Origin of the sequence: Xanthomonas hydrangeae (assembly GCF_032697525.1) — a bacterium.
GTDB classification, from domain to species: domain Bacteria; phylum Pseudomonadota; class Gammaproteobacteria; order Xanthomonadales; family Xanthomonadaceae; genus Xanthomonas; species Xanthomonas hydrangeae.
Genome location: NZ_CP103836.1, coordinates 3,267,186 through 3,285,930 on the forward strand (window position 1 = coordinate 3,267,186; position 18,745 = coordinate 3,285,930).

The 18,745-nt window shown below is 66.7% G+C and carries 18 protein-coding genes and 1 tRNA gene; 10 read left to right on the forward strand and 9 right to left on the reverse strand.

Going from position 1 to position 18,745, the window contains the following annotated elements; genetic code table 11:
• Positions 1-48 precede the first annotated feature (48 nt).
• Together NYR97_RS13845 and NYR97_RS13850 are read left to right on the forward strand one after the other, a co-directional pair.
• Complete coding sequence (locus NYR97_RS13845) at positions 49-1,458, forward strand: S8 family peptidase (protein ID WP_316693934.1); 1,410 nt, start codon at positions 49-51, stop codon at positions 1,456-1,458.
• A 340-nt stretch (positions 1,459-1,798) separates the two neighbouring features.
• Positions 1,799-3,496, forward strand: a complete 1,698-nt coding sequence (locus NYR97_RS13850; protein WP_316693936.1) for a S8 family peptidase — start codon at positions 1,799-1,801, stop codon at positions 3,494-3,496.
• Positions 3,497-3,695: 199 nt separating this feature from the next.
• On the opposite strand, the gene ybaK is transcribed toward NYR97_RS13850, so the two are convergent.
• From ybaK to wrbA, 4 genes are all read right to left on the reverse strand, one after another.
• On the reverse strand, positions 3,696-4,169 hold the full coding sequence (gene ybaK / locus NYR97_RS13855; RefSeq protein WP_316693938.1) for a Cys-tRNA(Pro) deacylase: 474 nt from the start codon (positions 4,167-4,169) through the stop codon (positions 3,696-3,698).
• A gap of 4 nt (positions 4,170-4,173) precedes the next feature.
• Positions 4,174-4,659 (reverse strand): asparaginase domain-containing protein, encoded by a 486-nt coding sequence (locus NYR97_RS13860; RefSeq protein WP_316693940.1) that lies wholly within the window; start codon positions 4,657-4,659, stop codon positions 4,174-4,176.
• An 88-nt stretch (positions 4,660-4,747) separates the two neighbouring features.
• Positions 4,748-5,092 (reverse strand): DUF2069 domain-containing protein, encoded by a 345-nt coding sequence (locus tag NYR97_RS13865; protein ID WP_316693941.1) that lies wholly within the window; start codon positions 5,090-5,092, stop codon positions 4,748-4,750.
• Positions 5,089-5,685 (reverse strand): NAD(P)H:quinone oxidoreductase, encoded by a 597-nt coding sequence (gene wrbA, locus NYR97_RS13870; protein ID WP_316693943.1) that lies wholly within the window; start codon positions 5,683-5,685, stop codon positions 5,089-5,091. Before wrbA ends, NYR97_RS13865 begins: the two co-directional genes overlap by 4 nt.
• A gap of 111 nt (positions 5,686-5,796) precedes the next feature.
• Here wrbA and NYR97_RS13875 point away from each other — a divergent pair, with 111 nt between their 5' ends.
• From NYR97_RS13875 to NYR97_RS13890, 4 genes are all read left to right on the forward strand, one after another.
• Positions 5,797-7,074 carry a YihY family inner membrane protein gene (locus NYR97_RS13875; RefSeq protein WP_115039888.1) on the forward strand — a complete coding sequence of 426 codons (1,278 nt, stop codon included), beginning with the start codon at positions 5,797-5,799 and terminating at the stop codon, positions 7,072-7,074.
• Positions 7,071-7,682 (forward strand): TlpA family protein disulfide reductase, encoded by a 612-nt coding sequence (locus NYR97_RS13880; protein WP_316693948.1) that lies wholly within the window; start codon positions 7,071-7,073, stop codon positions 7,680-7,682. The genes NYR97_RS13875 and NYR97_RS13880 overlap by 4 nt, the downstream gene beginning before the upstream one ends.
• Complete coding sequence (locus NYR97_RS13885; RefSeq protein ID WP_316693950.1) at positions 7,682-7,948, forward strand: acylphosphatase; 267 nt, start codon at positions 7,682-7,684, stop codon at positions 7,946-7,948. Before NYR97_RS13880 ends, NYR97_RS13885 begins: the two co-directional genes overlap by 1 nt.
• Positions 7,949-8,033: 85 nt before the next feature.
• A complete protein-coding gene (locus NYR97_RS13890) occupies positions 8,034-9,266 on the forward strand; it encodes a hypothetical protein (protein ID WP_316693952.1) in 1,233 nt (410 codons plus the stop codon).
• Here the strand turns inward: NYR97_RS13890 and ppk2 are convergent.
• From ppk2 to hemA, 5 genes are all read right to left on the reverse strand, one after another.
• Positions 9,248-10,030 (reverse strand): polyphosphate kinase 2, encoded by a 783-nt coding sequence (ppk2, locus tag NYR97_RS13895; protein ID WP_205392299.1) that lies wholly within the window; start codon positions 10,028-10,030, stop codon positions 9,248-9,250. The two genes, NYR97_RS13890 and ppk2, sit on opposite strands and share 19 nt — an antisense overlap.
• A 32-nt stretch (positions 10,031-10,062) precedes the next feature.
• Entirely contained in the window at positions 10,063-10,581 is a 519-nt protein-coding gene (gene moaB, locus NYR97_RS13900) for a molybdenum cofactor biosynthesis protein B (protein ID WP_006451977.1), read from the reverse strand.
• A 635-nt stretch (positions 10,582-11,216) separates the two neighbouring features.
• Positions 11,217-12,923: an O-linked N-acetylglucosamine transferase, SPINDLY family protein gene (locus NYR97_RS13905; protein ID WP_316693955.1), complete on the reverse strand. Its 1,707-nt coding sequence runs from the start codon at positions 12,921-12,923 to the stop codon at positions 11,217-11,219.
• Positions 12,920-14,005, reverse strand: a complete 1,086-nt coding sequence (gene prfA, locus NYR97_RS13910; RefSeq protein ID WP_316693957.1) for a peptide chain release factor 1 — start codon at positions 14,003-14,005, stop codon at positions 12,920-12,922. The genes NYR97_RS13905 and prfA overlap by 4 nt, the downstream gene beginning before the upstream one ends.
• Entirely contained in the window at positions 13,983-15,281 is a 1,299-nt protein-coding gene (gene hemA / locus NYR97_RS13915) for a glutamyl-tRNA reductase (protein ID WP_316693959.1), read from the reverse strand. Before hemA ends, prfA begins: the two co-directional genes overlap by 23 nt.
• Positions 15,282-15,346: 65 nt before the next feature.
• Here hemA and NYR97_RS13920 point away from each other — a divergent pair, with 65 nt between their 5' ends.
• The 4 genes from NYR97_RS13920 to NYR97_RS13935 all read left to right on the forward strand — a co-directional run bounded on the left by NYR97_RS13920 (position 15,347) and on the right by NYR97_RS13935 (position 18,637).
• The gene (locus NYR97_RS13920) at positions 15,347-17,035 is read left to right on the forward strand and encodes a tetratricopeptide repeat protein (protein ID WP_316693960.1); all 1,689 of its coding nucleotides are present in this window, start codon (positions 15,347-15,349) and stop codon (positions 17,033-17,035) included.
• Positions 17,032-17,688: a lipoprotein insertase outer membrane protein LolB gene (gene lolB, locus NYR97_RS13925; RefSeq protein ID WP_316693961.1), complete on the forward strand. Its 657-nt coding sequence runs from the start codon at positions 17,032-17,034 to the stop codon at positions 17,686-17,688. Before NYR97_RS13920 ends, lolB begins: the two co-directional genes overlap by 4 nt.
• A complete protein-coding gene (gene ispE / locus NYR97_RS13930) occupies positions 17,670-18,557 on the forward strand; it encodes a 4-(cytidine 5'-diphospho)-2-C-methyl-D-erythritol kinase (RefSeq protein WP_205392294.1) in 888 nt (295 codons plus the stop codon). Before lolB ends, ispE begins: the two co-directional genes overlap by 19 nt.
• Before the next feature lie 3 nt (positions 18,558-18,560).
• Positions 18,561-18,637 (forward strand) — tRNA-Gln (locus NYR97_RS13935).
• Positions 18,638-18,745: the final 108 nt, after the last annotated feature.

Consider the following 18,745-nt stretch of genomic DNA (forward strand, 5'->3'; position numbering starts at 1 on the left):
GGCCATCTCGCCGCAGCTGCGGCACCTCTCATAATTAAGGAACGATCGATGTCCAATGTGTCGCAACGTCGTGCGCCTACGCGCGCGCTGGTGGTTCTGGGTGTTTCCGCGCTGACCTCGCTGCTGGCCGTGCCGGCGTTCGCCGGTCAGGTGAATCTGTCCGGGCTGGATTCGCAGCCCACGCTGGACCGTTTCATCGTCAAATACCGGGATGGCAGCAGTGCGTCGGTGAGCCCGACCTCGATGCGCGCATCGCTCAATTCCGTTGCCAGTGCGGTGCCGGCACGCGCCGGCCGTACGCTGGGCCTTAACCATGTGCGTCGTACCGCGCTGGGGTCGGAAGTGCTCAAGACCACCCGTGGCCTGGACCGCGCCGAAGCCGAGACGCTGATGCGCCGGATCGCTGCCGACCCGGGCGTGGAGTACGTGGAAGTCGACCAGATCATGTATCCGACGCTGACCCCGAACGACACGCGTTTATCCGAGCAATGGGGCTTCGGCACCACCGCATCCAGCATCAACGTACGTCCGGCCTGGGACACCGCCACCGGTACCGGCGTGGTGGTCGCAGTGATCGACACCGGCATCACCAGCCATCCGGACCTCAACGCGAACGTGCTGCCGGGTTACGACTTCATCAGCGACGCGGCGCGTGCGCGCGACAACAACGGCCGTGACAACAATGCCGCCGACCAGGGCGACTGGCGCGCTGCCAACCAGTGCGGGACCGGCGTGGCGGCCGCCAATTCCAGCTGGCACGGCACCCACGTGGCCGGCACCATCGCTGCGGTGACCAACAACAGCACCGGCGTGGCCGGCACCGCGTTCAATGCGCGCATCGTGCCGATCCGTGCGCTGGGCCTGTGTGGCGGCACCACCTCCGATATCGCCGATGCGATCGTCTGGGCTTCCGGCGGCACGGTCTCGGGCGTTCCGGCCAATGCCAATCCGGCTGAAGTGATCAACATGTCGCTGGGCGGCAACGGCACGTGTTCCAGCACCTACCAGAACGCCATCAACGGTGCGGTCTCGCGCGGCACCACCGTGGTGGTGGCGGCCGGCAACAGCAACGCCAACGTGGCCAACTTCACCCCGGCCAGCTGCGCCAACGTGATCTCGGTGGCGTCCATCACCTCGGCTGGCGCACGTTCCAGCTTCTCCAATTTCGGCACCACCATCGACATCTCCGGCCCGGGCTCGGCGATCCTGTCCACGCTCAACACCGGCACCACCACGCCGGGCAGCGCCAGCTACGCCTCCTACAACGGCACCTCGATGGCGGCCCCGCATGTGGCCGGCGTGGTGGCGCTGGTGCAGTCGGCAGCGACCCGTCCGTTGACCCCGGCGGCGGTGGAGACCTTGCTGAAGAACACCGCGCGTCCGCTGCCTGGCGCCTGCTCGGGCGGCTGCGGTGCGGGCATCGTCAACGCGGCTGGCGCGGTCAGCCAGACCCCGTAACGCTGCGCTGACGACGCCGATGCCGGTGCTGTTGCCGGCATCGCGTCGGGTCTGCCCCGACTGCACTGTCGGTGTTTTGAAACCTGCACTGCCCCGCTTCGGCGGGGCAGTGTGCGTTCGGGCATCGGCGATTGCCCGGCTGCGAGGAAGCGCCGACGGCAATGGCTGAACGAAGCGTTCGCCAGTGCAGGTTGGCCGCTTCAGTGCCGCGTGCGGCACGCCGATAGCCACCCCACGTGAGGCACGGCGGTATGCATGCCCACGCATGGGGCAGGGCGCATTGCAGTGGCGTTAGCGCGTTGCCATCCGGGTTGCCAGATCTTTGGGGAGGGATGGATTCATGTCGTATCACTCAGTTGGCGCACTGCGCCGCGCGGCGTTCGTCTGCGCATTGTCATGCACGTTTCATGCCGCCGCTGGCGAGGTCAATCTGCAAGGGTTGAGCTCCAGCAGCACCCATCAGCGCTTCATCGTCAGCTACAAGGACCGCGTCGGCAGCAGCCGGGCGACCGGCCTGTCTGCGCCCTGGCGCGACATCGCGCGCGCCGTACCGGAAGCGCGCGGACGTGCGCTAGGTCTGTCGGCCACGCGCCGGCTCAGTACCGGCCCGATGCTGCTGGTGGCCGACCGCAAGCTGGACCGCGTGGATTCGGAAAGCCTGATGCGGCGCCTTGCCGCCGACCCGGCCGTTAAACGCGTGGAAGTAGACATCCTGATGCGGCCGTTGCTGGTGCCCAACGACCCGGGCGTACCGCAGCAGTGGGCGATGGGCGCGACCGCCGCCAGCCTCAACGTGCGCCCGGCCTGGGACCGTTCCACCGGCAAGGGCATCGTGGTGGCGGTGATCGACACCGGCATCACCAACCATCCGGACCTCGCGGCCAACGTGTTGCCCGGTTACGACTTCATTATCGACCCTGCAATCGCGCGCGACGGCAATGCGCGCGATGCGACTGCCGCCGACCAGGGCGACTGGGCGGCGGCCAACGAATGCGGGCCCGGCGCATCGCCCTCCAATTCCAGCTGGCATGGCACGCATGTGGCGGGCATCGTGGCGGCGGTGGGCAACAACGCGGTGGGCGTTGTCGGCACTGCCTTCAATGCCAAGATCCTGCCGCTGCGTGTGCTGGGGCGATGCGGCGGCTACATGTCCGATATCGCCGATGCGATCGTGTGGGCGTCGGGCGGCAAGGTGAACGGTGTGCAGAACAATCCGAATCCGGCCACGGTGATCAATCTGTCGCTGGGCGGCTCCGGCACGTGCTCGACGACGTTGAGCAATGCCATCACCGCTGCGGTGACGCGCGGCAGCGCGGTGGTGGTGGCCGCCGGCAACAGCAATATGGATGTCTCCACCAGCGTACCGGCCAATTGCCCGAACGTGATCGCGGTGGCGGCCACCACCTCGTCCGGCGCCAAGGCCAGCTTCTCCAACTTCGGTAAGGGCGTGGATATCGCCGCGCCCGGGCAATCGATCGTGTCCACGCTCAATACCGGCACCACGGTACCGGGCAACGCGGCGTACGCGGTATACAGCGGCACCTCGATGGCGGCGCCGCATGTGGCAGGCGTGGTGGCGTTGATGCAGTCGGTGGCACTGAATCCGCTTACCCCTGCAACGGTGAAGGCCCTGCTCAAGAGCAGCGCACGGCCCCTGCCGGTCGCCTGCACCCAGGGCTGCGGGGCAGGGCTGGTGAATGCCGATGGCGCGGTGACGGCGGTGATCGATTCGACCACCTTGACCAGGAATGTGGCACGCACCGGGCTGAGCGCGGCGCTCTCCGATTCGTTGTATTACAAGGTCAACGTGCCGGCCGGCACGCGCTCGCTCAAAGTGACGCTTGCCGGTGGCAGCGGCAATGCCGACCTCTCCGTGCGTGCGGGTGCGCTGCCCACCGATGCAGCCTACAGCTGTCGCAGCATGCTGCCGGGCAATGGCGACAGCTGCACGCTGGTCGCGCCCGCGGCGGGCATCTATTACGTGCGCTTGAAGGCGACGCTGGGCTTTTCTGCGGTCAGCGTCACTGCGGCGTATTGAGCGATCCGGCGCGGTGGTGTTGCCGCGCCGGGCAGATGCTGAAACCTCTGGATCGCGAGCACTGGTCAGCGCCCGCGGAAGTGCGTTGCGACGTCGGTCAGTGGTAGCAGTGGTCGACTGCGATGCACACGGTAGGCCCCGGGTTCTCAGTGTCGGACGCGCGCACCGACCGGTGCGTGCGGCATCGTGGTGTATGCGCTCACTCGCACAGCAGGCAGGCGCGCCCAGCCAGTGCGTGCAACAGCTGGTCGCCCGGCAATTCCAACAGCAAACCGCGTTGCCCGGCGTTGATCCACAGCGACGGTGCATCCAGTGCGGTGGCTTCGATCAGCACAGGCGCCGGGCGTTGTTGCCCGAGCGGACTGATGCCGCCGACCTTGTAACCGGTGCGACGTTGCGCATCGGCCACCTCCATCATGCGCGCCGACTTGCCGCCATATGCGCGGGCCAATTTCTTCAACGACACCCGGCGATCGCATGGGATCACCACGCACACGGCCTGGTCGTCGACCCAGGCCATCAGCGTTTTCAGCACCGTATGCGGCGCCAGCCCCAGCGCGTTGGCCGCTTGCAATCCCTTCGCGTCGGCATCGGCCTGGTACGCGTAGGGATGCAGCACATAGGCCACACCGGCTGCGTCCAACACGCCGGTTGCACGAGTGGCCTTGCTCACTGCTTCAGACCGGCTCGAAGCGGTTGGCGGCGACGTTCTTGCGCACCTTTTCCGGGTTCCAGATCTGCCCGTTCATGGCGATATACACGCCGGCCGGCAGCGACTGCACCGCGCCGACTGCGCAGCCGATATTGAATTCGGCATCCGAGCCGCGAAAGCGCGCCGGGTTGAGCGCGCCGGTCATCACGATGGTCTTGTCGGCGATCGATTGCAGCACCTTGCCGGTTTCCACCATCGAATCGGTGCCGTGGGTAATCAGCACATGGCGCGTCGGCTGGGCGGCGATGGTGGCGCGCACCAGCTCGCGGTCGGCAGCGTTGATGTGCAGCGAATCCTTGCGGATGATCGGGATCACCGAGAAGCGGAAGGTCACGCCCAGTTCCTTGAGGATCTGGCCGATCTGCGGGTCGCCGATCTGGTAGTCCGATTTGTCGTCGAAGTAGATCTTGTCGATCGTGCCACCGGTGGTGACGATCAGGAGGTCTTCCATTGCTGCGAGTCCTTACAAACGTGCGCAGTGCAGGCCGCGCGAGGGTCGCCATGATACGACCCCGGCGCGCGCGCTGCAGGGCGCCGGGCTAGCGCGCCGCGCGCCGCTTGCCGAACCGTGCCGCCACGCCGGGGCCGCTGACCAGCGCCACCACCAGCAGGGCCAGCAGCAATTCCAGCCACGCCAGCCCACGCGCTTGCGGCTGGCTCCAGGCCGCCATCACGCCATGGCTGAACCAGCCCAGCGCGAACACCCCGGCCCAGAATCGCGCGCGCGCACTGCGCAGCGCCAGCGCGGCCATCAATGCTGGCGGCAACGCGAACACCAGCAGCGCCGCGGTGCGATGGCGGTCGTCGTGAAACCAGACCACGAACACCACCACCAGCGCCAGCAGTGCGGTGGTCAGCAACCAATGCAGGGTGCGCAGGCTCACGAGCTGGCCAGCCGCCGCGCGATATCGGCCACCCGGCGGCCGAGCGCACGCGCCAGCAGGGCTTCGTCGTCGCTGGGTTGCGGGTCGCCGCCGGCGCCGGAGACATGGCTGGCGCCATAAGGCGTGCCGCCGCTGGTGGTATGGCTCAGCGCAGCTTCGGTAAACGGAATGCCGACGATCAGGCAGCCGTGATGCAACAGCGGCAACTGCATCGACAACAGCGTGGACTCCTGGCCACCGTGCATCGAGGCGGTGGAGGTGAACACGCCTGCCGGTTTGCCGGCCAGGGTGCCGCTGGCCCATTCGGCGCCCAGGCTGTCGAGAAAGTGCTTCATCGGCGCGGCCATGTTGCCGAAGCGGGTCGGGCTGCCCAGCAACAAGCCGGTGCAATCGGCCAGATCGGCCTTGTCCACATAGGGCGCGCCATCGTCCGGCACCGGCGGGGCGCTGGTCTGGGTCACCGCTGCCACCGGCGGCACTGTGCGCAGCCGCACGCTCATGCCGGGCACTTCGCCGATGCCGCGCGCGATCTGCCGCGCCAGCCGCGCCACCGAACCGCCACGGCTGTAATACAGCACCAGAATCTCCGCCATCGCGCATCTACCGCTTGTGTGAGTTGCCGCAGTATCGGCGATGGCGTGGTCGGGCTGCACGCCGCAGGTGCGACAAGGCCGCGATGACGGCGCATCGGGTACCCTTGCGCGATGTCGCGTGTGAACAAACTCCACCAATGGAAAGAACGTCTGCGCGACCGCGCGCGGACGGTCAGTTTCGGCCGCTTCCTGTGGCGCCGTTTTCTCGATGACCGCCTGTTCCAGGCCGCCGCCTCGCTCGCCTACACCACGGTGTTTGCGCTGGTGCCGCTGGCGATCGTGGTGTTCGGGGTGCTGTCGGCGTTTCCGGCCTTCAACGAATGGAAGGACGCGCTGACCGATTTCATCTTCAACAACTTCGTGCCCGGTGCGGCGCGCTCGGTACAGAACTACCTCAATCGGTCGCTGGAAGATCTGGGCAAGTTCACCGTGGCCGGTATGGTCGCGCTGGTGGCCTCGTTGCTGATCACCCTGCACAGCATCGAGCAGACCTTCAACAGCATCTGGCGCGTGGCCGCCGCGCGGCCCAAGGTGACGCGTTTTTTGATTTATTGGACCGTGCTGACCCTGGGCACGATGCTGGCGGCCGCCTCGATGGCGATGGCCGCCTACGTGTTCGCGCTGCCGCTGTTCCGCACCACCGAAGGCCAGTGGCTGGCCGAGTTCGCCTGGCGGCTGGCGCCGATGGCGGTGGAATTCGTCTGCATCGTGCTGATCTACCGTGTGGTGCCGCAGCATGCGGTGCGGCTGCGGCATGCGCTGCCGGGCGCGCTGCTGGCGGTGATCCTGATGGAGATCGTCAAGTGGGGCTTCGGTTTCTATCTGGGCAATTTCCAGACCTATCAGCGCATCTACGGCGCGCTGTCGGCGCTGCCGATCCTGCTGTTGTGGATCTATCTGAGCTGGGTGTCGGTGTTGCTGGGCGCGTCGTTGGCCTCGTCGATGGCCGCGTTCCGTTATCAGCCCGAAGCCATGCGCCTGCCACCGGGCTTCGAGATCTATGGTCTGTTGCGTTTGCTCGGCCGTTTTCGGCAGGCGCGCATCCACGGCAACGGGCTCGACGAAGACCGCATCCTGGCGCTGGAGCCCATGCTCACCGACACGCTGATGCAGGAACTGCTGTGCGAGCTCAAACGCATCCGCCTGCTGCGCCGCGACGAGCGCGGGCATTGGTTGCTGGCGCGCGATCTGGATGTGGTGCCGCTGGCCGAACTCTACGAAAGCTGCCAACTGCGCGTGCCGATCGAAGACCGCCCGTTGCCCTGTCGCGACGATGCCTACGGCCAGGCCGCCGCCGCTGCGCTGGAACAATTGCGTCAACCGCTGCGTAGCGTGCTGGCGCAACCGGTCGGCGACCTCTATACCCATCTTCCCGGAGATCTTCCATGACCCTGCGCCTTGTGCGCGGCGCCTGTGCGCTGCTGTTGCCGCTGTTGTTGATGACCGCCTGCAAGCCCACCGGCGAGGGCGCCCCCGCTGCCGACACCAGCACCGCGCCTGCAGCGGCCCCCCAGACGCTGGACAAACCTGCCGCAGCCGCCGACCCGGCAACTGCGCCGGATACCTCGGTGGTGCAGCAGACCGCCGAGATGCCGAAGTTGTCGCTACCCACCGTCACTGGCGAGGCCTACGACCTGGCCGCGCATCGCGGCAAGTGGGTAGTGGTCAATTTCTGGGCCACCTGGTGCGCACCCTGCCTGAAGGAGATGCCGGAGCTGTCGGCGCTGCACACCATGCGCGACAGCATCGAAGTGGTGGGCCTGGCCTACGAAGACATCACCAGCGCCGACATGCAGGCGTTTCTGAAAGATCACCCGGTGTCGTATCCGGTGGCCATACTCGACCCCTACCAGCCGCCACAGGACTTCGCCACGCCGCGCGGCTTGCCGATGACCTATCTGATCGGCCCGGATGGCAAGGTCGCCAAGCAGTTCCTCGGCCCGGTCACCGCGCGCGATATCGAAACCGCCGTGGGCATCACCGGCAAGGCCGGCTGATGCAGGCGGCGCGCTTCGTCGTCACCGGCGTGGTGCAGGGCGTGTGGTTCCGCGCCTCCACCCGCGAGCGTGCCGTTGCACTGGGCGTGCACGGACATGCGCGCAATCAGGCGGACGGCAGCGTGGAAGTGATCGCCGCCGGTACCGATGCTGCGTTGAGCGCGCTGGAAACCTGGCTCTGGCAGGGTCCGCCAGCGGCCCAGGTCGCGACCGTGACGCGCACGCCTTGCGCGATGCCGCCGACTGAAGACTTTGTAACTGGCTGAGCATTCGCCGTTGGAGCAGGGCAACAGACTTGCATGGCCTCGCCGATAACCCTCTCAACGCGATCACAGCGTGCAGGGGGAATGTATGGCCGCTCCATCTCAAGACCGCAATGACAGGCACGTGTTGCCTGCACACCGCAGCAATCGTCAGCTGACGCAGCTCGCGCCGTGGTTGTATCTCGGCGTGCTGCTGGGCAGCGGCTGGTTGTTGTTCCTGCAACCGCAGACCCGCGTGCTGCAACCCGAGCAAGCGGCTACGAGCTGGCTGCTGGCCTGGATCTTCGGCGGCATCGTGATTGGTGCGGTGCTGTGGAGCCTGCGGCTGGCGCGCGACGGCCTGGGTCAGGCGTCTTCGGCGACCTATCCCATGTCTGCACGCCTGCCCGATTCGTGGACGGACGCCTACGCCGCCTTGCTGCGCCCGGCCAACGCTGCGCCGCTCTCCGCGCCCAAGCCCGACCCGGCCGATACCCAGCGCGGCGCGGCTTGGCACCGGTTCGGCGGCGGCATGCTCAGCGTGGAAAACTTCGATCCCAACGACGCCACCCGCGCGCCCTGGGACAACCTGGACGCGCAGACCTGCATCGCCCGTCTGGACGATGTACGCCCGGCCTGGCAGAACGCCAGCGCCAACCGCGCGCTGCAGCAGGAGCGTCGCTACTGGCTGGATGTGGTGCTGTCCCTGCTCGATCACGGTGTCACCCGCCCGCTGCAGGACGGCTATCTGCCCGATACCGCCACGCTGCGTACCGAGCGCTTCCTGCTAGGCGCCGACGCCGGCCCGATCGTGCTGGCCGATGTGCCGGCGTTGTTCGCACGCCGATTGGCGCTGGCCATCGAGACCATGCCGACGCCGCAGCGCGAGACCGCTGGCGTGCAGTGGCGTTTGCTACAGCAATTGCATGGTCTGGTCGCTGAAAGCCGCATGCTGGACGAGCGTTCGCAGGTCATCCAGGTGCTGGCGTGGAATCCGGACGTGGACCTGGATCAGGTCGAAGTGGCCTACATCCTGGCTGCCGAATACCGCCAGGGCATGCGCGACTGGTTGCGTCGCGCCGCACTGGTGCGTCTGCCGGACAGCGCGCTACGCCTGGACGAAGTCTTGCTGTCCTCATGCAGCCCGCTCGGGACACAGGCCGATGATGTGGATTACATCGAAGCGATGCGTCCGCTGCACCGCGGTTTCATGCAGCTGTTCAGTCAGCGCCTGAGCCAGTTGGTGCTGCAGGCCGAGCAGGCCGAGCGTCAGGCCGGCCTGTATCCGTTGCCGCGGACCACCGCTGCCAGCGACGAACTCTCTCAGGACTGGCCGGCGTAATCGTCGATCGGTTCCAGCACGCCATAACGTTCCTTGTGCGGTTTGCCGTCCAACGGCGGCAGCTGCACTTTTTCTTCGGGCACCGCGGTGTCCGGGAGCCGATCCAGCAGGTCGCGGATCAGGCTCAATCGGCCCAGCTTCTGGTCGTTGAACTCCACCAGCGTCCACGGTGCCTCCGGCGTATGCGTCACTTCGAGCATGCGCTCGCGTGCAGCGGTGTAGTCGTCGTACTTGCTGCGTGACTGCAGATCCACCGGCGACAGTTTCCAGCCCTTGAGCGGATCTTCGTGGCGTTCGGCGAAGCGCTGTTCCTGCTCGGCCTGATCCACGCACAGCCAATACTTGAACAGCAACATGCCGTCGTCGACCAGCAGTTGTTCGAAGCGCGGCGCCTGTTCAAGAAACGCCTCGTATTGGGCGTCGGTGCAGTAACCCATCACCCGTTCCACACCGGCGCGGTTGTACCAGCTGCGATCCATCAGCACCAACTCGCCGGCCGCCGGCAGATGCGCCACATAGCGCTGGAAATACCATTGCGTGCTTTCGCGATCGTTGGGTGTCGGCAGCGCCACCACCCGGCATTGGCGCGGATTGAGGTGGCTGGCGATGGTCTGGATCACACCGCCCTTGCCGGCGGTATCGCGGCCTTCCACCAGCACCAGTGCGCGCTGGTTGGTATGCCGCAGCCAGCGCGCCATGTTGACCAGTTCAAGCTGCAGCGGTGCCAGCAGTTTTTTGTAGGCCTTGCGTTTCAGGTGCGACATGCGCGTTCCAACAACGGTGGAGAGCGCGCAGGCTATTCGCCCAGACGTGGACGCAGTGTCGCCAGATTGCAGGGCTTGGTGCGCGCATCCAGTTGTGCACGCACGATCTTTTCCCAGGCCGTGCGGCAGGCCGAGGTGGAGCCGGGCAGGCAGAACACGAAGCTGTGATTGGCCAGGCCTGCGAATGCGCGCGACTGCAGCGACGAGGTGCCGATTTCTTCCACGCTGATGGCGCGAAACAATTCGCCAAACCCGGGCATGGTCTTGTCCAGCAAGGGCGTGATCGCCTCCGGCGTGCTGTCACGGCCGGTAAAGCCGGTGCCGCCGGTGATCAGGATGCCGTCGACCTGCGCATCGGCAATCCAGTTCGAGACGATCGCGCGCATGCGGTAACGGTCGTCCGGGCATAACGCGCGTTCGTGCAGCACGTGACCGTCGTGAGTGAGGGCTTCGACCAGATAATCGCCGGAGCGGTCATCGGCCAGGCTGCGGCTGTCGGACACCGTCAGCACGCACAGGTGCAAGGGAATGAAGTCGAGATTGGAAGGCATGCCGCCAGCCTAGCGAGCCTGGACGGCCGGGTACAGCAGTACGGCGTGAAGCTGCACAAAGTCAGTCGCAGTCGAGGATCCGCCGATACTGGCAATTAGCAAATGACAGTTCGTGGCAAATCGATAAGCCGCTCTCCCTGGGGGCGAGAAGGCACAGCTTGCGCGCCACTGGTGTGCGTGCCGCCGAGCGCCCACGCCGCAAGGTTAGACGCCCCTCTCCCTCCGTGAGAGGGGTTGGGGTGAGGGTACGGCGAAGCACGATGCCTGTCGGTACTGGCTTCGGACGGTACTAGCTTCGGCAAGGGGCGCCAGCGTGGCCGGGGATCGGCTCCTCGGCTCGGTCAGACATCCTGTCTGACTCGCCGCCGCGGCACATCCCTGTGCCGCTCTCCGCCAATCCCCAGCCACGCTGCCGCCTCGGCACTTCATTACTGTGACTTCGAGGATTTGAACGCGATATTGAGGAAGTTGGCTGGAGCCCCTCTCCCGTTGGGGCGAGGAGGCACAGCTTGCGCGCCACGGCGCGCGGGCCTTGGAGCGCCCGCGCCGCAAGCGCGGGCCGGGGCGTGGAGCGGGGGTTGGGGGTGAGGGTACGGCGGAAGACAACCATCTATTTTGACAGCAAAAAGCCCGCGCTAAATCCCCAGCCAACCATGACGCCGCGCGAGTGCCTGCGACAACTCAGCAAAATCATCCGCAAACCCATCCATCTCAAACACCCCAGACTCCCGCCGAAGCACATCCACCCGCTCACGCAACGCATGCAGCGCCGCCGGATCACTCGCCAACGCCACCGCCTTGGCAACAAACGCCGCATCGTCCGCCACATTCATCTCATCCAACCCAAGATGATGATTCAAGCTGCCGGCTACGCGCGTCGCAAACGTCTCTCCAGGCGTCGTCAACACCGGGCAGCCCGCCCACAATGCATCGGACGCGGTGGTATGCGCGTTGTAAGGATGCGTATCCAGGAACAGGTCCGCATGCCGATAGCGCGCCAGATACTGCGCATGCGGCAACTTCGGCATGAACACCAACCGCTGCGCATCCACGCCCTGCAACTGCGCCACCGCATGCAAGCGCGCGTCCGCTTCGCCTGGTCCGGACAACAGCCACAGCACGCTGCCCGGCACCGCGCGCAGCACCGCCAGCATGCGCGTCATGCTGCGCGGATTGAGCTTGTAGCTATTGTTGAAGCAGCACAGCACCACGCCCTGCTCGGGTAGGCCGCACTGCGTACGCGACGGCGGTTCGGCAACTACGCGCGAGGTGTCCGACGGCTGAAATGCACCTTGCAAGCGCAACACGTGCTCGCTGTAGAACGGCTCCAGCGACGGCGGCAGCGCGAATGCATCGCCCAGCACGTAGTCCATCCACGGCGCGCCCGAGGTGCCCGGATACGCCAGCCAATTGAGTTGCACCGGCGCTGGCCGCAGCGCGAACACTTCCGGTCGCCCGCCGCCGCCCCAGCCGCGTAGATCGAACAACAGATCGATGCCCTGGTCGCGGATGTGTTGCGCAGTGGCCAGATGCCCGAGCGCGGTGACATCGTGCAAGGCCGTGGCTTGCGCCAGGCGCGCGCGAATCTCGCTGCGGTCGTCATGGCTGGTCGCAAACAGATGCACTTGCAAGGTCGGCTGACGCCGCTGCAGCGCTTCGAATAACACCACTGTCAGCAAGCCGGTGGGATGTGCACCAAACCCATTGGAGACGAAGCCGACCCGCAACGCGCCCCGGCGGCGCACGGCAGTCGGTGGTAGCGGGCGCAGGACGGAAGCAATCGTCTGCGCGCGCGTTCGTGCACACGCGAGCTGTTCGGCAGCGCTGGCGTCCTCGCTCAGGAAGGCGAACGGTTCCACCGCCGCAACGCCCTGCGCCACCGCGGCACGCACCTGCGCAGCCAGTGCATCCAGCTCGCGCCAATCGCACAGGCGGCGGCGCCAGTTGAGCAATTGCGCAGTGATATATGGCTCGTCGGGCAGCAAGTGATGTGCACGCGTATACGCGGCCGCCGCAGCTTCGGCCTGGCCGGCGTCTTCCAATGCATGCCCAAGCCACAACGCAATGCCCGGATGCTGCGGCACCAGGTCCGATGCCTGCTGCAACAACGCCGCCGCCTCGGCATGCCGTTGCTGCGCCCAGCGCACCCGTCCAAGCCGCGCCACTGCTTCCGGATGGCCCGGATGCAGTGTAATTGCACGTTGCACCGCGGCTTCGCCGGCAGCGATCGCGCCCATGCCGAGTTCGGCGTCGGCCAGCATCAGCCAGGCGATGAAATCGCCCGGCTGGTGTCGCACCGCCTCGCGCAGCTGCAACAGCTCGCGCGGGACCTGCGCACTCACGGGCTGTCGCTCAACCGCGCCAGTTCGTCGGCCTGATGTTCGTGCAGTAAGCGTGCGATCAAGGCATCCAGATCGCCTTCGATGATGTTGGGCAGGTCGTACAACGTGAGGCCTTCCACGCGGTGGTCGGTGATGCGGCCCTGCGGGAAGCTATAGGTGCGGATGCGTTGGCTACGGTCGCCGCTACCTACCTGCAATTTGCGCGTCTGCGCTTCGGCCGCCGCGGCCTTGCTGCGTTCGGCTTCCACCAGCTGCGCCTTCAGTCGCTTCATCGCCTTGTCGCGATTGGCGTGCTGGCTGCGCTCGGTCTGGCATTCCACCACCACGCCGCTGGGCACATGGGTGATGCGGATCGCCGATTCGGTCTTGTTGACGTGCTGGCCGCCTGCGCCGGACGAGCGAAAGGTATCGACCTTCAAATCCGCCGGATTAATCACGATCTCTTCCACATCGTCGGCTTCGGGGATGATCGCCACCGTGGCCGCCGAGGTGTGGATGCGGCCCTGCGATTCGGTGGCCGGCACGCGCTGTACGCGGTGCGTGCCGGATTCGAACTTCAACCGCGAATACGCACCGCGCCCGACCACCCGCGCCACCACCTCCTTGTAGCCGCCGTGTTCGCCGGGACTGTCGGATTCGATCTCCACTTTCCAGCCCTGACGCTCGGCATAGCGGGCATACATGCGGAACAGATCGCCGGCAAAGAGTGCCGCCTCGTCGCCGCCGGTGCCGGCGCGCACTTCCAGGAACAGATTGCCTTCGTCGCGCGGGTCGCGCGGCACCAGCAGCAGGGCTAGCTGCGCGTCCAGCTCCTCCAGGCGTGCCTGTGCGGCAGCGATTTCCTCTTCGGCCAGCTCGCGCATTTCCGGATCGTTGCGCATGGCTTCGGCTGCGCCCAGATCGGCCTTGGCGCGCGCTTCGTCTTCCAGGGCGACGGCCAACGGCTCCAGCTGCGACAGCTCGCGCGACAGCGTGCGGAACTTGTCGTTGTTGCTCACCACCTCGGGGTCGGAGAGCAGGTGCTGCAGTTCTTCGCGGCGCTCGGCCAGCGCTTCGAGCTTACGGCGCAGGGTCGGCGTCATCAGTCCTCACGATCGGGGTAGCTACAGGGGGATGTTGGTAACCGGGTTTTTCCGGAAACAGCCGGTCGGCCGCGCTGGTCAGTTCTAGGTCGTTGTTGAGCGCCGCATCGCGTAATGCGGCAGTTGGCGGATGCAGCAAACGGTTGGTCAGCGCATGCGCCAGTTGTTCTAGGACTTCATCAGCTGGCTTGCCGTTGTGCAATTGCTGGCGCGCCTTGGCCAGCAATTCGTCGCGGGTGCTGTCGCCGAACGCGCGCAGCCGTTTGAGCGGCGCCTGGCGCGCGTTAGCCTGCACCGTTTCGACATAGCGCGCGACCTGCAGATCGATGATCGCTTCGGCCTGGTTGGCGGCTTCGCGGCGGCCGCGGCGGTTGTCTTCCACCGCGCGTTCCAGATCGTCCACCGTGTACAGGTAGGCATCGCCGAGCTCGGCCACCGAGGCCTCGATATCGCGCGGCACTGCCAGGTCGAACAACAGCATCGGCTTGCGTTTGCGCGCGCGCAATGCCTGTTCCACCTGCAGCCGGGTCACGATCGGCTCGCGTGCGGCGGTGGCCGAAAACACCACGTCGGCCTCGGCCAGATGGCGGTCCAGATCGGTCAGCGGCAATGCATAGCCACCGTGCTGGCTGGCCAGCGTCTGCGCATGTGCAAGGGTGCGGTTGGCGATCAGCAAGCGGCGCACGCGGCCCTCGCTCAGGTGCTTGGCGGCCAGCTCGATGGTTTCGCCAGCGCCGATCAGCAGCACCGTGGATTCGTTGAGCCGCGCGAAGGATTCCTGCGCCAGCCGTACCGCAGTGGAGGCCACCGAGATCGGATTGGCGCCGACACGGGTGTCGGTGCGCGCACGCTTGGCCACCGAGAAGGTCTGCTGGAACAGGCGGTCCAGCCCGCTGCCCAGCGCGCCGTGCGCACGCGCCACCGTCCAGGCGTCCTTCACCTGACCCAGAATCTGCGGCTCGCCCAGCACCATCGAATCCAGCCCGGTGGCGACGCGAAACAGATGCCGCACCGCCTCCTCTTCCTGATGCTGATACAGATAACCGCTCAAGCCCGGCGCATGCGTCTCCAGCCAGGTCACCAGGCTGTGCGGGTCGTCGGCCATCGCGTACAGCTCGGTGCGATTGCAGGTGGACAGCAACGCGGCCTCGCGCACCTGCGGCAACGCGCGCAAGGATTCGAGCGCGCGCGGCAGCGCCTCACCTGCAAACGCCGCGCGTTCGCGCAGGTCCACAGGTGCGGTCTGGTGATTCAGTCCGAGCACCCACAACGTCATTGTTCAGTTGCTTGCGATAAGCTGGCGGCCATTCAGGGCCCCATTTTACGGCCCGGTTGCCCCCGATGCCTGTACCGATTCGCATCCTGAGTGTTCTTTTGCTGGTAGCAGTCTCCGCCAACGCCATTGCAGCACCCAAAAAAGCCCCGCCCACGCCGCCGACCAGCAGCGCCGGCACCACCTCGCTGGAACCGGTGCTCGCCGGTGAATTCGCATTGCAGGCCGGGCAGTTGGACGATGCCGCCCGCGCCTATCTGGACGCGGCCAAGGCCGAAGCCGGCGACGCCGGGCTGGCCGAACGCGCCGCCCGCATCGCCATGCTGGCCAACGACGATGCCCGCGCGGTCGAAGCCCTGGCGCTGTGGCGCGCGCGCGCGCCCTCGTCGATGGCCATGCGCAGCACCGAAGCCTCGCTGGCCCTGCGTCGTAACGACCTGCGCACCGCACGCCGCGACCTGCTCGGCCTGCTCAAGGAGCCCGACCCGCGCGGCTGGCGCTTCGCGCTGATTGCCCTGGCCAATGGCGGGCGCGAGCCGGAAGCTTCGGCCGACGCGCTCGAAGACCTGGTCAAGGCCGGCGCTATCCCCAATCAGATCGAAGCCTGGCAGGAATTCGGCCGGCTCGCCCTGCGCATGGAGCGCCCGGCGCTGGCCAAGCGCATCGTCGACGAAGTGGTGCGCCGCTTCCCCGAAGAGCCGCGCGTGGCCTTGTTGCACGCCACCCAGCTGCAGCAGGAAGGCAAGAACGACGAAGCGCTGGCGCTGCTGAAGAACATCGAGCCGCAAGCGGTGAATGACTCCGAACTGCGTGGTGCGCTGGCATTCGCCTACGACGCCATGGGCCAGACCGAGGCGGCTGCGCGGGTGCTGTCTACCGGGCCGCAGGACACCCAGACCTACGGGCTGCGTGCCTCCATGCTCGCCAAGGAAAAGGACCGCACCTCGCTGGAGGCGCTGTACGGCGAACTCAAGCGCAACGCCACCAAGCCCGATCCGGACCGCCGCCTGCTGCTCGGCAAGATCGCCGAGTTCCTCAAGCGTTACGACGAAGCAGTGGAGTGGTATCGCGGCGTGCCCGGCGGCCCGCAGCTGAGCGAAGCGCGTCTGCGCGCGGCCAGCGCACTGTACGAACTGGGCCGCAAGCCCGAGGCGCTTGCCGAAGCCCGCGCGCTGCAGGGCGATGCCAGCGCCGACGACGATGCGCGTCGCGACGCCTATGTGCTCGAAGCCGAGCTGCACCAGCGTGCCGGCGATGCATCGGGGGAACTGGATGCTTTCGAGCGTGGCCTGGCTGCATATCCGGACGATGGCGCGCTGCTGTACGCCCGCGGCCTGGCCTGGGAACGCCGCGACGACGTCCCCCGTGCCGAGGCCGATCTACGCAAGATCCTGGTCGCCGAGCCGGAAAATGTCGGGGCGCTCAACGCGCTGGGCTACACCCTGGCCGACCGCACCACGCGCTACAAGGAAGCGCTGGCGCTGATCGACCGCGCCCGCACTGCCGATCCGGACAACCCGGCCATCGTCGACAGCTACGGCTGGGTGCTGTACCGCATGGGTCGCCTGAAGGAAGCCCTGGTGCAGCTGCGCCGCGCCTGGGCGCTGGTCAAGGACCCGGAAATCGCCGCGCATGTCGGCGAAGTGCTGTGGGTCAGCGGCAAGCAGGACGAGGCACGGCGCTATTTCGATGAAGCGCGCCGTCTCGATCCCGACAACCGCGCGCTGCAGCGCGCCGTGGAGAAGTTCGGGCTATGAGGGGGGGGGGAGTCCGCACACTGGCCCTGAGCGGGCTGGTGCTCGCAGGCTTGTCCGGCTGCGTGAGCGTGCCGCGCGGGCAGGGCAGTGGTGCGGCCGTGGTCGAGCAGGTCTCCGATGGCGCGCGTCAGGCCGAAGCCGCACGTCAGGCTTGGCTGCAGGCGCACCCGAACTGGTCGTTCCAGGGCCGGGTGGCGATCAGCAAGGGCAGCAATGGCGGCAGCGGCCGCATCGACTGGCAGCAGGACGGCCCGCGCTATCGCGTGCAGCTCAGCGCGCCGGTGACCCGGCAGAGCTGGGTGCTCACCGGCGACACCACCACCGGCGCCGGGCGTCTGGAAGGCCTGGAAGGCGGCCCTCGCAGCGGCGCCGACGCCGAGCAGGTACTGCTGGAAGCAACCGGATGGACCATCCCGGTCAACCAGATGCCCGATTGGGTGCGCGCACTGCGGATCGCCGGTGCGGGCGCCGAGCGCGTGGATCTGGATGCCGCCGGCCGGCCGCGCACCGTGCAGCAGGACGGCTGGATTATCGACTTTCTCGCCTGGGCCCCGGCCAGCGCCGGCCAGCCCGAGCTGCCGCAGCGCATCGAAGCCCGCAACGGCGAGGCCAAGGTGCGCCTGCTCATCGACCAATGGACGGTCTCGCCCTGATGTCAGCGTTGGAAGCGGGGTGGTCGGCGTGGCCTGCGCCGGCCAAGCTCAATCTGTTTTTGCAGATCGTCGGCCGTCGCGCCGATGGCTATCACCTGCTGCAAACCGTGTTCCGGCTGCTGGACTGGGGGGACACCATTCATCTTCGTCTGCGCAGCGACGGCCTGATCGGGCGCATCGGCGACAGTCTGCCGGGCGTGGCCGAGGACGATGATCTGGTGATCCGCGCCGCGCGCCTACTGCAATCCAGCGCTGGCGCGCAGGCCGGCGCCGACATCCGGGTCGACAAACGCATCCCTGCCGGCGGCGGTTTCGGCGGCGGGTCGTCGGATGCGGCCACCGTGCTGGTCGCGCTCAATGCCTTGTGGGGACTGGGTTTGCCGGTCGAAGCCCTGGCCGAACTGGGCTTGCGGCTTGGCGCCGACGTGCCGGTGTTCGTGCGCGGACACAACGCCTGGGCCGAAGGCATCGGCGAACAACTGACCCCGATCAGCCTCTCGAAAGCATCCTATGTGCTGGTCGATCCAGGCATTCACGTGCCCACACCCGTTTTATTTCAATCACAGGAATTGACGCGGGATGCTGCGCCCGTGAAAATAGCGGACTTCGCTTCGGGTTCTCTGCTCGACAATGCGTTCGAGCCGGTCCTCCGGCGCCGTGAACCCGCCATCGAGGCAGTGTTCCAGGCGCTTTCCAGGATCGGGACGCCGCGTTTGACCGGGTCAGGGAGCGGTTGTTTCGTCGAATTCGCCACGCGCGCTGCTGCAGAGCAGGCCTTGGCGCAGTTGCCGGACAACCTGAGGGCGTGGGTCGTGGAAGGTGCAGCGCACTCGCCACTGCTCGACGCACTGGACGCGAGACAGGTTTGATGCAGGGGCGTCGCCAAGAGGCCCAAGGCACCAGGTTTTGATCCTGGCATTCGTAGGTTCGAATCCTACCGCCCCTGCCAATTATGCAGATCCCTCTGCAAGAGCCCGCACATCCTTGTGCGGGGATTGAACAAAAAAGCCTGGCGTTGATTTGGCTTTGGCCCGCTCCACCATCGACCCGCACGCTC

Bases quoted from the DNA above. Each gene is read 5' to 3' on its own strand.
- NYR97_RS13845 (WP_316693934.1), top strand. From the start codon at position 49: ATGTCCAATGTGTCGCAACGTCGTGCGCCTACGCGCGCGCTGGTGGTT.
- NYR97_RS13850 (WP_316693936.1), top strand. From the start codon at position 1,799: ATGTCGTATCACTCAGTTGGCGCACTGCGCCGCGCGGCGTTCGTCTGC.
- NYR97_RS13860 (WP_316693940.1), bottom strand. From the start codon at position 4,659: ATGGAAGACCTCCTGATCGTCACCACCGGTGGCACGATCGACAAGATC.
- wrbA (WP_316693943.1), bottom strand. From the start codon at position 5,685: ATGGCGGAGATTCTGGTGCTGTATTACAGCCGTGGCGGTTCGGTGGCG.
- NYR97_RS13875 (WP_115039888.1), top strand. From the start codon at position 5,797: ATGTCGCGTGTGAACAAACTCCACCAATGGAAAGAACGTCTGCGCGAC.
- NYR97_RS13880 (WP_316693948.1), top strand. From the start codon at position 7,071: ATGACCCTGCGCCTTGTGCGCGGCGCCTGTGCGCTGCTGTTGCCGCTG.
- NYR97_RS13885 (WP_316693950.1), top strand. From the start codon at position 7,682: ATGCAGGCGGCGCGCTTCGTCGTCACCGGCGTGGTGCAGGGCGTGTGG.
- NYR97_RS13890 (WP_316693952.1), top strand. From the start codon at position 8,034: ATGGCCGCTCCATCTCAAGACCGCAATGACAGGCACGTGTTGCCTGCA.
- ppk2 (WP_205392299.1), bottom strand. From the start codon at position 10,030: ATGTCGCACCTGAAACGCAAGGCCTACAAAAAACTGCTGGCACCGCTG.
- moaB (WP_006451977.1), bottom strand. From the start codon at position 10,581: ATGCCTTCCAATCTCGACTTCATTCCCTTGCACCTGTGCGTGCTGACG.
- prfA (WP_316693957.1), bottom strand. From the start codon at position 14,005: ATGACGCCGACCCTGCGCCGTAAGCTCGAAGCGCTGGCCGAGCGCCGC.
- hemA (WP_316693959.1), bottom strand. From the start codon at position 15,281: ATGACGTTGTGGGTGCTCGGACTGAATCACCAGACCGCACCTGTGGAC.
- NYR97_RS13920 (WP_316693960.1), top strand. From the start codon at position 15,347: ATGCCTGTACCGATTCGCATCCTGAGTGTTCTTTTGCTGGTAGCAGTC.
- lolB (WP_316693961.1), top strand. From the start codon at position 17,032: ATGAGGGGGGGGGGAGTCCGCACACTGGCCCTGAGCGGGCTGGTGCTC.
- ispE (WP_205392294.1), top strand. From the start codon at position 17,670: ATGGACGGTCTCGCCCTGATGTCAGCGTTGGAAGCGGGGTGGTCGGCG.